The following is a 14,050-nucleotide window of genomic DNA, read 5'->3' as shown; positions in this document are numbered from 1 at the left end:
AAATACGAGTTTTCTAATGCACTGTTCTAGCTATGTCGCGCCACTACTAATTTGTATTTCTTCATATACACTGAATTTTGCTCACCGACTTACTGATCTATAAAGTGTTTTCTTATCTTGTATGGTGGGCTTAAGAGGTAATATAAAAATAAGAAATATAATTGTGGATAAATATGTCTGCTAAAGATGTCTTTCATGAAGTTGTAAAAAAAGCTTTGCAGAAGGATGGTTGGCAGATTACTCATGACCCTCTCTCAATTAGCGTGGGTGGTGTAAATTTATCTATTGATTTAGCTGCTGAAAAACTCATTGCAGCAGAACGGGAAGGAGAAAAAATTGCTGTTGAAGTTAAAAGTTTTTTAGAGAAATCATCTGCAATCTCAGAATTTCATACAGCATTGGGACAGTTCATCAACTATAGAGGCGCATTAAGGCGACGACAGCCAGAGCGTGTTTTGTATTTAGCAGTACCTTTGACAACTTATAAAACATTTTTTCAACTTGATTTTCCCCAAGCCATGATTGAAGAGAATCAAGTCAAAATGATTATTTATGATGTAGAACAAGAGGTTATTTTCAAATGGATAAACTAGCCAAATATCGCAAGATTGTACAGCAGATATTACAGGAGTATAGTGAGCAAAAACCTGCTGGCGGCAATATAGATATTGAGAATATTTTTGATATAGAACGTGACCATTACCAAGTAGTCCATGTAGGCTGGGAGGGGCAAGATTGGGTACATAGTTGCATCATTCATATTGATATTAAGGGTGAAAAAATTTGGCTTCAGTGGAATGGTACAGAAGATGATATAGCAGCAAATTTGGTAACTATGGGAGTTCCTAAAGAGGATATTGTGTTAGGGTTTCAGTCTCCTTTCATGAGGAAGTTTACAGAATATGCAGTGGGTTAGGGCATTTCTTGAAAAGCACCTTTAAAATTTCCTTCTAAGAGCTAGATCCACTTACTACTGAGGCAATAAAGTGCTTATTACGAACTTTTTGTTGGTAGTCAGGACTTTAATCCTGTTGCTTTATGGGGCGGAAAAGCAATGAGATTTAGCTGTTCTTGAAAATCTTTAACTGAATCTACTTCTATCAGTTTTTGTGTATAAGGTTGATAGTGAAATAGTTCATATCCTTTATCAGCTAAATACTGTGCAACCTCGACATTACTGCCTTGGCTACCTGCAATATTTTCATATAAAATGACTGGGGCAAACTGAGTAAGTAATTTTTGACTACCAGTAAGAACCGCCATTTCATGACCTTCTGCATCTATTTTGAGAAAATCCACCCTCTCAATGTTTTCTTGCTCAATCAGACTATCTAAAGTAAAACAGGTGGCTTCCTCAAAAGACTCTGAAGACATATTTTCTGCTGCATCACTAGAAATCACCTGGTTAAGTTCGTTAGCAGAATGTAGTAATAATTTTACAATGCCATTGCGATCGCTCGCTGCTCCGGCACAAACTTTAACCCATGACAATTGATTAATTCTACAGGTTTCTTGTAAACAACGTACACAACCTGAGAAAGGCTCAACTGCTAACACTCGCCCCTCAGACCCAACTTTTAAAGCAGCGCTAAAAGTATAAACTCCAACATTAGCACCGACATCAATCACTGTCATCCCAGGTTTAATACTGTTGCGCCAAAACTCCATTTCTTTCTCAAACCAGTCTTGTTCAGCAATTAACACGCTGGTAGCAATACTATGCAAGCTTGGCTCAACTGCCATTGTTAAATTACTTTCAAAAGGCACATAAGTAAACAGGCTATCCACTGCTAATTGTGTCCATTGCCACTCTAGAGATGGGGAATTTGATTGATAAAATTGACTCGCCACTTCTTGCCAGTAATGTGCAACTTCTATCTGGTCTAAATCTCGGTAAGCTAGGTGCAGCGCCTGAAGAATAGGTGCGTCATTCGGCGCTATCTTCCTGGATTTATGTAAATATAAAATTCCTTCCAGTTCTCCAGACATTAAACTAGATATTCCCAGCTTTAACCCAACATCAACTGAAGTTGGGGAAAGTTGAGAAGCTAGATGTAAAAAACGACGGTTCACAGCAGTATAAAAAGCTATCTGTGAATCGCATATTATCTGGATTAATAAAAAAAGAGCTTTATCATAATTATTACTCAAGAAAATCCTTTCAAATGAGTTTAAATCATGGTCAGATAATTTTGTATTACAAGAAGATATATATATTAAGCAAGAAGAATTTTTTTCAGAAGCTGTATAAGCTGGCTGAAGAGTATTTATAAAAGTTTCGATTGCTATCTCTATTGCTTTTTGCTTTTCTCCAATAATGTTATAAATTAAAGCAATATGAGCAGTACAAAGCTGATGACTATCTATGCTAAAACCCTGATTAAATGCCTCAAAAGCCATTTCCAGGTAGACTGTTCGCAAAACTAAATTATCAATACATTTATCTGCCTCCCACAACGCTACTACTCCTAAGTTATTCCAATCATCTGAAGAGCTAGGATTATCCCAAGGAATATGTGCCAAAATTAAAGTTATTTTTAATAAAACCTTAGCGTTAATAGCTGGAAAGCACTTATTAATGTGTTTTAGATAGTCATCAGCAGAGACAGGATTAAAGTTCATATTTTAAATATCGTAATAATTTTACCAGAACTATCCTTGATAAAATAAGAACATAAATATAGACACAAACAGGATTTTCTCTAAATTAGTAATTTATGCAGTTTAATCTTTGATAGTAAATTAATCATGAGAAAATCAAGCTACTGAATAATACTGAAAAAGTTGCAGTAATCCTCCTGCAAAGCATCCATGTATTAATTTTTTTGCGGTAATTACTTAGGTAACAGCAAACCTCCCGTTATGAGGATACCCACCTGCATAACGCAAACTATCATCTTAGCTGCAAATTTTTTACACAAAATTTAAAGACTGGCTTGAATGCAAAGCAGAACTTTATGGTAAGGAATCTCTACCAATAAAGTAGGTGCGATCGCCTCTATTCATTTCCTTATTGAAAAATGCGATTGCGCTTCGCGCACGCTTTGCGATCGCTACCACCTCACAAAACATAAAATCCTACTTAGGTGTTTCCTTTAGCCCCTATTCTTGATAAAAAATTAAAATTATATAAAGATTTGCTAGAAATTGAGTTAACAATGGATGTTTGCGTTATCCTGAATAACGTCAAAACAAGTATAAACACCATAATATTTGCAAAACAACTGCAAATATTGCTGTGAGTCAAAAAACCAAAATAGCTGGGATTATATGGCTTTTGCGACAAGCACACATATTCCGATGACTACGGTAAATAACGTTTAACAGGTCATGCTCATCCGTGCTATTAACGCAACTCCCCCAGGATGAAAAATTTTTAGACTCAGCATCCGCACTTACAGCTTGACTAAATTGGTGTTATTTGGTGTGATTACCGTACAAAACGGAATTTATCCGCAACTTAGTAGAGTTTGTTATGGTATAGTTAAAAAGTTAAGACTAGCTTTACCAAAATATAGCACTCTACGGGCCGGCAACAATTGCGAAACGGAAAGCAGTTTTGATTAAGCATTTACCAAACAAAATCTGAACTCAATCGAGGTTATGACTCAGCAAGTAATTCACCCAATGGTGAAATTGCAGCGTAACGTGCAATCACTCGTGGAATCGAATATTATCAAGCCATCTGATAGTATCTGGAAAATTGCCTTACTCTACGGCAATGAATGGCAGTACTGGAAACAGGAACTGCTGGACTTTGGTTTTAGTATGCAAGACCCAATTAGCGAATTGCTAACTGTAGAAGCTTGGGATGAAGAGTAGGTATTGGGTACTAAGTACTGGGTACTGGGTAATTTCCCAGTCCCTAATCACCAGTCCCCAATCACTTCATTGACAAGCCGCTAATGCAGTAGCTAGTTCCTTCGCAGTTTGATAGCGATCGCGTGGCAGTGGTTCTGTAACACGGTCAATAATATGTCTTAACTGGGAAGAAATAGTGGGAACCTTTGCCACATCAAACCGGAAGTTTCGCCCCCGTTGGCGGTAAAACTTGAAAGGGTTTTCGCCTGTGAGCAAAAAAATCAACGTTGGCCCAATTGCATACAAATCTGATTGAGTCAAAGGTTGTCCCCGTTCTTGTTCAGGAGCGCAATAACCTTCTGCACCAATCCGCGTGCCAGGCGTTGTACCAATTTCCTTAACAGCCCCAAAATCCAACACCACTATGCGATTATTGGAATTCCGCACCATTAAATTAGCGGGTTTGATGTCGCGGTGAATTAGTGGCGGGTCTTGGCTATGAATATAGTTTAAGATATCGCACGTTTGGATCATCCAGGCGATCGCTTGGTTTGGCGTCACTGGCCCAGTGGTGTAAATACGTTTTTCTAAATCTTGTCCGTGGATTAATTCCATTGCCAAGTATTTTTTTCCGCCTTCAACGAAGAAGTCGTAATACTTAGGAACTCCCGGATGGTTCAGGGATTTAAGAGTATACGCTTCTCGTTCAAATAATTCTTGAGCTTTGGCAATTCTCGCCATATCAGCATTCATCTGCTTCAGCACTAGTAGTTGCGGCATACCCGCAATCAAACCTGCTGCATCCCAAGCGAGATAAGTAGTACCCATACCTCCTTGTCCCAAGGTTCGCAAAACTTGATAGTGGCGAATTCTCTGTTCGACTGAGAGAGGCTGACCGCAATGGATGCAAAACAGATTGTTTGCGGAGTTCCCCTCGTGGGTACAATTCGAGGACAAACTTGCAGCATTGTTAGCTGCGGCGACTGTAGCGGCGGCGTTTTCTACCGTCTCTGTAATCTCTTGCCAGCCGATCAAAGTTTCCGCTACTGTTACCTCCTCAAGCTGGAATTGCAGTATTGGCCCTCCCTGCGCTAGTTGCAAAAGGGAATTATCTGGCAGCGGACTCTGAGTTATCAGAACACCGTTTAAGAAAGTCCCATTTGTTCCTTGACTAATTACTTTCCACGAACTGCCATCCTTGGCAGAATTAACTTCCCTTAGTTCTAGATGATGCCGAGAAACCAAACTATCATTTAAAACAACGTGATTATCCGTTGCTCGACCAATCCGAATCACGGAGGAGTTTTCAAAGCACCACTGTTTAAGTGGTGTTTTTTGTTGCGGTTCCAACAGCGTCAGCGTAACCACAGTACAACCTAAAAGGTAAAGGATTAGGGATTAAGGATTGGGAATTGGGGAACTCGGGGCCCCCTCTGGGGATAAGGGGCAATGGGGATTGGGGATTGGGGAACTCGGGGCCCCCTCTGGGGATAAGGGGCAATGGGAATTGGGGATTGGTATTAAGTTTTTTGCCTAGTCACTAGTCTCTATTACCCCCTTATCCCCAGGCTAGGCCCCGAATTCCCTACCTAGTCCCCAGCCCCTAGTCCCCAGTCCCTTCATTTTGGACTTTCCAGATTTGGGCGCACTTTTGCCCGAACAAGTATACCAGTAATATTGTCATGACCATTGTGTTGGTTCGCCAGATCAATTAATTCTGTAACACCTCGTTCTAGGTTGTTGCCAGAACTAAGCAAGGGTTCCAAGTGAGCCTGCCAATTGATTTCTAGTAAATTATTATCTGATAGACCATCCGATGCCAGCAGCAGAACAGTATCTTCATTTATCTCAAAAAAATCTACATCGGGATTAATTGAGTGTTCGTCACGCGGCCCCAAGGCTTGGGTGAGTTGATAAGCATCTGGACGCCCGTAAGCGATGCTGGCTTCTACTCCCCTGGCTATTTCTCGTTGACCTACTTCATGATCTACAGTGATTTGTTCTAGTCCACGCTTGCGAGTCAGGCGGTAGAGGCGGCTATCTCCCACATGAGCAACTGCTGCTTGTGTGTCTTGAATTAAGAGCATCACCAAAGTTGTACCCATGCGCCCAACACCAGAACGGGCATCTTGTTGATTGAGTTCGTAAATTGCCTGATTAGCTAGATATACTGCCTCACGGATACTGTCTTCTGTTGGTAGTTGCTTACCAATCCAGCGTTCTTGAAAGTATTTCTGTAGGGTGTTGACTGCAAGCTCACTGGCTATCTCGCCGCCAGCGTGTCCGCCCATCCCATCACAAAGAATATACAATCCACGGGCTTGTAAAGCTCTGCTTTTGGGCAACTCCAGCTTGTCAATTTTGGTTTCAATGCCAAAATAGTCTTCGTTATGATCGCGTTGACGCCCCACATCTGTGCGTCCTGCGTCTTCCAAGCTGCTTAACTGCATCGCCAGCACGACTGTAGGCATCTCATCAGCTTTGGAAATGATATCCTCTCCAGTCTCATCAAATTGCATGATAGTAGGTGCAGTAGTAAATTTATCCTCTGTTGGGGGTAAAGTTGCAGTTGGTGCTTCCAATTCTGAAGAAATTGCCTCCAGACGCGATCGCAACTGTGCGATCGTCTCAATTTTACCTATCTCTAAATCACCCAACATTTGAACTACAGAGCCAAATTGAGTGCGTTGCGACTGTCTAAATAACGCCTGCCAAACCCGTCCTAACGCTTGAATAGTTATCGGCTGTTCTTGGGTCGGTAATGTTTGGGCTTCTGAATATTCTGGTGACTCAGTTGCAGGTTGAAAATTGAATGGTTCCAAATATAACTGTCGTAACGCCAGCGTTTGGTCTTCATCCAATCGCAAATTAGACAAATCCAAGAGACTTTGACGACAACCTACTGGTTCGAGTACTGCCCAGAGTTGGGTCATCTGATAACACCAGTGTAAAAGTTGTAACGAGCTAGTGGTTTCTTCTTGCCACAGATCAAGTAAAGACTGCCAATCTGAACGGTCTTCAATTATTACTACCTGTACATCACCCTGCTGCCATGCATCATGAATCAATGGTATTCCTGGGTGAGCTTGGGATTGTAAGCCAATATAAAGTTTAGCAAGGTTAGGAATTTCACTAGATCCAACTGTTGATGTTATCAGCCCCTGCTGCTGATTTCCTAGCACTGCATCAATGAGTGAGATTTGATATGGTTGACAGTCTAAGACTCGCACACTCACTTCAGTATTATTGCTAATTTCCTTTGGGTTCGGTAGCGGATCTAACAGCTGATAACGTCGTTGAGAGTCTAAATAATAGCCTGTTGTCAACTCAGAGTTAGGTAACGCTGAATCAGGTAAATCGTGGGGAGGAGAGCTAGCTGAAATATCTACCTCACCTATTTCCAAAGCTTCCTCTGCTGCTTCTTCTCCCGAAGCTTCCCCAACCGCCAGTCGCCAGTCGTCGGTTGCTTTCTTGGCAATAATTGCCCACCAGACTGTTCCGCAATCTGCACCGCAGTGATGACAACATTGTGCATTCAAGGGGACACTAGTACTGCATTCAGGACAAACCTTGTGAGTCAAGGACGTACCACAATTTTGACAGAATTTGTTGTTATTCGCGTTTTCAAATTTACACTGAGGGCAAATCAGCATAGTGGAAGTTCCTTAATTCCCGTTCCAAGGTGCTTCTAGCCACTAATATCCAAAGTGCCACAATTGGCTGCACCTGCCTACAGTAGACTTACAAGAGATTGTGGTTTTACCAGTGAATTTTGGTGGCAGTATTAATTGTGACGCATATTAGCTCACTATTTCAGATATTGGCAGCCAATTCTTCTAAATGGATGAGTAGGAGGAGGAGAGGGAGGAATTAAAAATCATTATTTACTTATCTCCCTACTCCCTGCACAGACGCGTAGACACTCGAAGAGCGGCTTCTCGTAAGAGTATAATCGCGTCTCTACCCCCATTGATTCCCTCACTCCTCTTTCACACCTCGCCATTAATTGCTAATTGAATAGTAAAACAGGTGAGTTGTGACCCACTTTCTACTTCAATTGTTCCTCCTAAATGTTTGACAAGTTTTTGTACCAGAGCCAGTCCTAATCCCGTGCCACCCTGCTTCGAAGGGTCATTGCTGGGAATGCGGTAAAATTTATCGAAAATATATGCTAATTCAACCGCAGGAATTTCTACACCAGAATTGATCACCTGAAATTGGATATTCTCAGATTTTAATTCGGCGGTAACAGTGATTTCTCCATCTGGGGGGCTGAATTTACAAGCATTCGTCAGCAGTTCTCTTAAGATACGTTCTAGATTAAATGGATCACATACAAAGGGAGGAAGATTAGGAGCTATCTTAACGTGTATATTTTGCTGACAAGAGTTGCGATCGCCTGCTTTGAATAGCTCTACTACGCGCCAAAGCCAGTGCTGTACTTGAATTGTCTCCAGCACCCAAGGTTTAGCCTTTGTATCAAGCTTTTGCAAATCTAGGAAGTTGTTAATTAGATTGATTTCTCGTTCACATTCGTTACCTAAAATTTCAAAATAGCGAGATGCTTTCGAGCGTTCTGCTTCTGGTTTTGTCGTTTCTGATAAAAAGTTTTGCTCTTGATGCAGTGCAATTCCTAGCATTTGAATCGCCATTTTCATATTAGTTAGCGGCGTGCGAAGTTCGTGAGAGACAGTACTAAGAAATTCATCTTTTAGGCGGTTGAGGCTTTCCATTTCCTCTAACTTACGTACCGCTTGTTGATTCTGTTTCAAGCTTACTTCTCTGAATTTGCTTTCTGTGATATTGCTAGTATTAGCCGGATTATCAAAGCATTGCTCAATTTCTTGAAAAGCCTCTTGTGCCTGCTTTTGAGCAGTGATATCCTCACAAACCATGAGAATCACTGGATTTTTTTGATGGTTATCCCCTTGAATAAAATGTCTATCTCCAACAGGCAATAACCGTGCTATGACTTTGACCCAAACTATCATATTGGCAGGGCAATTCAAGCGAAATTCCCAGTTAGTAATTTCGCTTTGAGGTGAAGCCGTTATTAACCTCAAAAATGCATCAGATAGCCTAGCTTGGTCTGACTGTTCAAACAAGTTAAAAATAGGCTTGTTGACCAATTGTTCAGTAGTGTAACCAAGACAAGTTGCACCGAAATGGTTAACAGACAAAATTGTCCCTATTGCATCTAAACTGAAATACACAGTGGGGATATTTTCGTAAAGCCTACGATACCATTCAAGTTCCTCTTGAGTACGACGCAGAATTTCTGCTGTGCAAAGTTCTAAATCGGATACTCGGTCAGACACAAGTTCTAGACGCGCAGGCGTTGTAGACAAGATAGCTTGTGGTTGGCGATTATCCTGCCAGATTGATGGCTGATTACGGATCATAAGACTTAAACTTGCACACAAGCGCTGATTTTAACTGGGAAGGAATAAAAGAAACTCATTATACTGCCTTTGGCTTGAGTTTCGTCAAAAGCAAATAAAAACTTATGTAACAGAGAAATTATGTAACAATTTCAGTTCAGATGGAGTTAGTTCACGCCATTGACCCGGTTGTAGCCCATCTAATTGCAGGTTGGCTATACTCACTCTAAGCAATCGTAAAGTCGGATAACCAACAGCCGCAGTCATTCGTCGTACTTGGCGATTTTTTCCTTCTGTTAAAGTTATTTCTAGCCAAGCTGTTGGTATATTTTTGCGAAATCTAATCGGCGGAGTGCGATCGCACACGGGTGGTTCTTCTGGCAAAAGCTTAACCTCTGCTGGTCGAGTGCGGTAATCTTGAATTTCCACACCTGTTTGCAACTTGTTTATAGCATCTGCATCAGGAATGCGCTCTACCTGTACCCAATAAGTTCGTTTATGTCCAAACCGCGGATGGGCAAGGCGATGTTGCAACCGTCCATCGTTCGTTAATAACAATAAGCCTTCACTATCCCAATCCAAGCGCCCCACAGGATATACATCTGGCACATCGATATAGTCTTTAAGAGTGCTGTGTTTGGGAGTTTCTTGTGTAAACTGGCTGAGAACTCCGTAGGGCTTGTGAAAAATAATATATCGATAGTCAAAAGTCATTTGTCACTTGTACTAAGCGTTCGCCTTGGTCTCGTAGAGAAGTCGTAAAGCCTGCGGCATAGCTACGCTAAGGGCGCAGCCTCTCGTAGAGAAGTATTTTTCATTGGTCAGTCACAAAAACAAAGAAACGGAGGCAGTTGTTAGCCGCCCCCTGATAAATTAAAGCTTGGATGTATTGAGAAATGCTCTGACAGCAGATGGTTAACTTAGTTATCTACTGGTCAAAAACATAATCAAGACCACTCCCAGGATAATCGATCCACCACCAAGGATGAATGACCAGAAGCGATGGTAACTGTTGACAATCGTGCCATTTTCACTCTGAAGTTGGATCAAATCCATCCAAGGTGCAACACCCCGGCGGAACCAACCCACAGTCCCAACCTGTTCACCAATCAAGCTTTGCACTCGTTTCATCCCAAACAGGAAATTGCCGATGGGGCCAAAGCGTGAGGCGTAGTGTAGATAAAGCATCCCGCTACGGTCTTGGATTTTTAAATCTGAACCAAACTTATAACCAGCATCGCCACGACCAATTAGTTGACCTTGGAGTTTTGCAGGTTGTCCACGCAAAGGGCTGGCGTAGGGATCTGACATCAAGGTGAGAATGTCAGTTTCTGGTGCTTGCTTATAGTCGGGGAACATTACCAAAGCTTTGACTAGAATTCCTATGCCTAAGCCAATTATTGGCACACCAAATGCTAAACCTGAGTTAGCTGAACTTGACCACAGCAGTACCCCCATAATTAAGCCAGCTAAGAAACCGATGGTTTCAGCACCATACAACACAACATCTAAGAAAAAGTTACCGTAAAGTTTACTCTTACTCAGGCTTTTACCTTCGCCGATAACTCGCCCCATATCAAACTCAGTTGGTAAACCCAACTGTTCGGCATAGGTGCTAAGGGCGCGGACACGTTTACCAGTCAGAGGGTGAGTAGAATTTAACTCCATCCACCAGCCCCAGGGGTTAAACATATCCCACAAAAAGACGCGACCAATTTTTTCGGGGTCAGATGCGATACGGTAGGCGGTTCCTGTGGAAGCAGCGGCTTTATGGTCGTAGATACCCAAAGCGCGAGTACCTTCTATCAAGCGGCTGGGTTCTTTTGTCCGGGAACCTTCTTCTAAAATACCGTAGGCGATTTTCACTAAGGCGCGGGATAGCCCATTGGGGTTACCTGTACTTTCGGCTGCAAAGTGGTCTGCAAAGTATTCTCTAGTACGGGAGAGGTACAGCAGTAAGTAAGTACCGATGATGTAAAATACGTAAGCAACTAAGGCTGCTGTTTGCAGAGCATCTTTGATTTTGTTGTCCCCACCGCCACGTCCAAATCTTCTGGCTGTGCTGTAAATTAGATAGCAAATTTGCACTAGGGTAGAAGCTACTGTCATCACGGCAAAGTCCCAATGGACAATATGTCCTAATTCGTGGGCGTAGACAGTAGCAACTTCATCATCATCGAGATAAGTGAAAAGTCCTTGGCTGACGACTAAGCGGGCGCTGTTAGGCAATGAACCATAAGTAAAAGCTGTGGGGTTTTGGTCGTTAATGATGCCTAATCGCGGAGTTTTGAGGTTTTTTTGCTGACAAACTTGGCGAATAACGTTAGCTGTCTCTGGACTGAGGTTTTCAACTTCTGATAACTCTACCCAACGAGTTTGGTAAAGCCAGCTTTGAGTTAAGTCCATGAGGAACGGAGACAGGAAAAAAGCGAGGATATTAAAAATTAGGGCAATACCAATAGCGATCGCTAACCCTTGAAGTGGGTCGCTGCTACTCAAAATTAATACTAAGCTCAAACCTAAAACAAACACCATGCCAAATAGCAAGGTCATGGTGACACCAGAAGCTAAAACTAAGCTACCACCCACACCCCCCATTGTTAATTTCGTGCCTACAGTAGCAGCGCGACTGGCTTTTTGGATAGCACTAGACTGGATGGCTGGTGGTTGCGAAAAAGATTGACGGGCTTGTTCTGCCCAGTTGCGAACCTGTGGGTTATCACTTATCAGTAGCTTTTGACACATGATTGTGGCTTTGTCGATTTCGCCTGCACCTTGATAGGCTTTCATCAACCACATCTGCGCTGAAAGATAATCTGAGGAATTGCGGTCAACAGCATTCCGGCAGAACTGTTCTAGTATTTGAACCGCTTCTTGATAACGTCCTTGTTGAAAGGCATCTAATCCAGATTGCAATGACATAGAATCTCCCTGAAGGAGTGATATTTGATCCATGAATACTCAATAGATTCAAAGTTTGTCATTGTAATTTCGTAAAAGTTTAAATACTGGTTATATAAACTACGTTTAAAGCAAAAGACTAGAGAAACACGACTCACTGAGTTTCTCTAGTCTATAGAACGCATAAATCATATTTTAGATGATGACTGTGTTAATACTTAAGCTTTTTATATTGCTGCGATATTGTTACCTCCGCTCTGTCTGTGTTCGACAATTACAGAATAATTGTTTTGAACTTAATTAGGCTTCACCTGATTAGGTAGGTTTTTATTACCCGGATGGATCACCCGATTGGGGGAGAATGCATCGTAAGAGTAGCGCAGAAATGAAAAATTACTAATATTTGTTATTCAGAACGCCGTACAGGGAATTCTAATTTCAGTATCGGTATTTGATGGTTGGTTAGAAAAGTTAGTCGGCTCAGGTCAACTGGCTATTTGTTAACGCTTCCTAATTAAACCGCAATTTATTGATTAGAGTTTGTTTTTATGTCCCTTGCTAATTATCTCTCAGCTTCTCCTCAGCGGCGATCGCTCCGTATAGTTTTAGTTGTGCCATTTGTTCTGCAAATTTTTGCAGCAGTGGGATTAGTTGGCTATCTCTCATTCCGTAATGGTCAGCAGGCGGTGAATGACTTAGCCCATAAGTTGATTAGAGAAGCCAGCTTACGAGTCGATCAACATTTAGATACCTACTTAGAAACCCCCTACCAAATTGCGCGAAGTAACGCTGAATTAGTCGAGTCAGGATTGCTGAACTTTCCCATGCCTTATACCAATTCTCTGAAATAAGGCTACAGATGAGATAATAAGATGAAACTAGATACAAAGATGAACAATGTCAGGGGTATATCAACTAGAAATTAAAGAGACTGTCGCAGAACTCAAAGATTTACTGGCAATACAAAAAACTGCGACGGCTAAAGAAAGAGTGCAGCTACTATATTTACTCAAAACAGGGCATGGTCAAACAATTTCTCAAACCGCAGAAATTATTGGTCGAAATCGAGTGACCCTACACAAGTGGATTCGACAGTACAAAGCAGGCGGTATTGAAGGACTATTAAAACAAAAATCTTCGCCAGGAAGACCAAGAACCATCCCAAACTGGGCAGAAAAAGCATTAGAGAAAAGATTGCAAGAACCACTTGGATTTAATGGTTATCAAGAAATTGTAGAGTGGCTAGAACAAAACTTGGGAGTCAATTCTTGCTACAAGACAGTTCACAAACTGGTTTATTACCGTTTGGAGTCATCGCCAAAAGTACCACGCCCCAAAAGCGTTGAACAAAAACAACCACAAGTAGAGGCATTTAAAAAAACCTTGCACACAACTTAGCAATGCTGTCTTGGTTTTGCTTAACAGTTTTATGCACAACGAAAACGATTCGTTTTTGGTGCGAGGACGAAACTCGAATTGGATTGAAAACAATCACAGGACGGAAAATCACAGGCAAGGGTGTCAAACCCGTTGGTGTACACCAGTGGCAGTTCAAAGCAACATATTTATATGGAATCATCGAACCACTGACTGGCGAAAGCTTTTTTTGGGAATTTTCACATCTTAATACTGACTGTTTTCAGATATTCCTCAATCTAATTTCTCAACATTTTACTGATTCAGTACTAATTATTCAACTGGATAATGGTGCCTTTCATAAAGCCAAACGTCTTCAAGTACCAGATAACATCATTTTATTATTTCAGCCTGCACATTCTCCCGAGTTAAACCCAATTGAGCAGGTTTGGCAATATATTAAGCGCCGACTGCGTTGGTTATTACCTAAAAAACTTGATGATTTACGTACTGCTCTCTACGCTGAAATTGGGAAATTAACCAAACAAATTATTGTATCTATTGCCCGAAGACAATATATTTTAGAGGCACTATCTGTAGCTAGCTTTTAG

At 41.5% G+C, this 14,050-nt stretch carries 12 protein-coding genes; 6 read left to right on the top strand and 6 right to left on the bottom strand.

Annotation, left to right across the window (positions count from 1 at the left end):
- Nucleotides 1-173: 173 nt before the first annotated feature.
- Nucleotides 174-593: a XisH family protein gene (locus WKK05_RS00430; RefSeq protein WP_341527863.1), complete on the top strand. Its 420-nt coding sequence runs from the start codon at nucleotides 174-176 to the stop codon at nucleotides 591-593.
- Entirely contained in the window at nucleotides 581-916 is a 336-nt protein-coding gene (locus WKK05_RS00425) for a XisI protein (protein ID WP_341527862.1), read from the top strand. The genes WKK05_RS00430 and WKK05_RS00425 overlap by 13 nt, the downstream gene beginning before the upstream one ends.
- A gap of 98 nt (nucleotides 917-1,014) precedes the next feature.
- Here WKK05_RS00425 and WKK05_RS00420 read toward each other — a convergent pair whose 3' ends face one another.
- Nucleotides 1,015-2,622, bottom strand: a complete 1,608-nt coding sequence (locus WKK05_RS00420) for an FkbM family methyltransferase (protein WP_341527861.1) — start codon at nucleotides 2,620-2,622, stop codon at nucleotides 1,015-1,017.
- Nucleotides 2,623-3,603: 981 nt separating this feature from the next.
- Between WKK05_RS00420 and WKK05_RS00415 the strand changes: the two genes are divergently transcribed.
- On the top strand, nucleotides 3,604-3,822 hold the full coding sequence (locus WKK05_RS00415; RefSeq protein ID WP_341527860.1) for a DUF4327 family protein: 219 nt from the start codon (nucleotides 3,604-3,606) through the stop codon (nucleotides 3,820-3,822).
- A gap of 66 nt (nucleotides 3,823-3,888) precedes the next feature.
- On the opposite strand, the gene WKK05_RS00410 is transcribed toward WKK05_RS00415, so the two are convergent.
- The 5 genes from WKK05_RS00410 to WKK05_RS00390 form a co-directional block, all read right to left on the bottom strand.
- Entirely contained in the window at nucleotides 3,889-5,169 is a 1,281-nt protein-coding gene (locus WKK05_RS00410) for an FHA domain-containing serine/threonine-protein kinase (RefSeq protein WP_341527859.1), read from the bottom strand.
- A gap of 251 nt (nucleotides 5,170-5,420) precedes the next feature.
- Nucleotides 5,421-7,454 (bottom strand): serine/threonine phosphatase, encoded by a 2,034-nt coding sequence (locus tag WKK05_RS00405; protein WP_341527858.1) that lies wholly within the window; start codon nucleotides 7,452-7,454, stop codon nucleotides 5,421-5,423.
- Between the two features lie 336 nt (nucleotides 7,455-7,790).
- Complete coding sequence (locus WKK05_RS00400; RefSeq protein ID WP_341527857.1) at nucleotides 7,791-9,203, bottom strand: PAS domain-containing sensor histidine kinase; 1,413 nt, start codon at nucleotides 9,201-9,203, stop codon at nucleotides 7,791-7,793.
- Nucleotides 9,204-9,305: 102 nt separating this feature from the next.
- Entirely contained in the window at nucleotides 9,306-9,896 is a 591-nt protein-coding gene (locus WKK05_RS00395; RefSeq protein ID WP_341527856.1) for an rRNA large subunit pseudouridine synthase E, read from the bottom strand.
- Between the two features lie 210 nt (nucleotides 9,897-10,106).
- A complete protein-coding gene (locus tag WKK05_RS00390) occupies nucleotides 10,107-12,104 on the bottom strand; it encodes a zinc metalloprotease HtpX (protein WP_341527855.1) in 1,998 nt (665 codons plus the stop codon).
- Between the two features lie 527 nt (nucleotides 12,105-12,631).
- Between WKK05_RS00390 and WKK05_RS00385 the strand changes: the two genes are divergently transcribed.
- Genes WKK05_RS00385 through WKK05_RS00375 form a run of 3 tightly spaced genes read left to right on the top strand, consistent with a single transcriptional unit; the run spans nucleotide 12,632 to nucleotide 14,050 of the window.
- Nucleotides 12,632-12,934, top strand: a complete 303-nt coding sequence (locus WKK05_RS00385) for a hypothetical protein (RefSeq protein ID WP_341527854.1) — start codon at nucleotides 12,632-12,634, stop codon at nucleotides 12,932-12,934.
- A gap of 46 nt (nucleotides 12,935-12,980) precedes the next feature.
- Nucleotides 12,981-13,481, top strand: coding sequence for a helix-turn-helix domain-containing protein (locus tag WKK05_RS00380; protein ID WP_341524716.1), 501 nt, complete (start codon nucleotides 12,981-12,983; stop codon nucleotides 13,479-13,481).
- A 2-nt stretch (nucleotides 13,482-13,483) separates the two neighbouring features.
- Nucleotides 13,484-14,050, top strand: coding sequence for an IS630 family transposase (locus WKK05_RS00375; protein WP_341524715.1), 567 nt, complete (start codon nucleotides 13,484-13,486; stop codon nucleotides 14,048-14,050).

The organism is Nostoc sp. UHCC 0302 (assembly GCF_038096175.1).
In the GTDB taxonomy this organism is placed as follows: domain Bacteria; phylum Cyanobacteriota; class Cyanobacteriia; order Cyanobacteriales; family Nostocaceae; genus UHCC-0302.
This window is presented reverse-complemented; position numbering and strand designations above follow the sequence as displayed.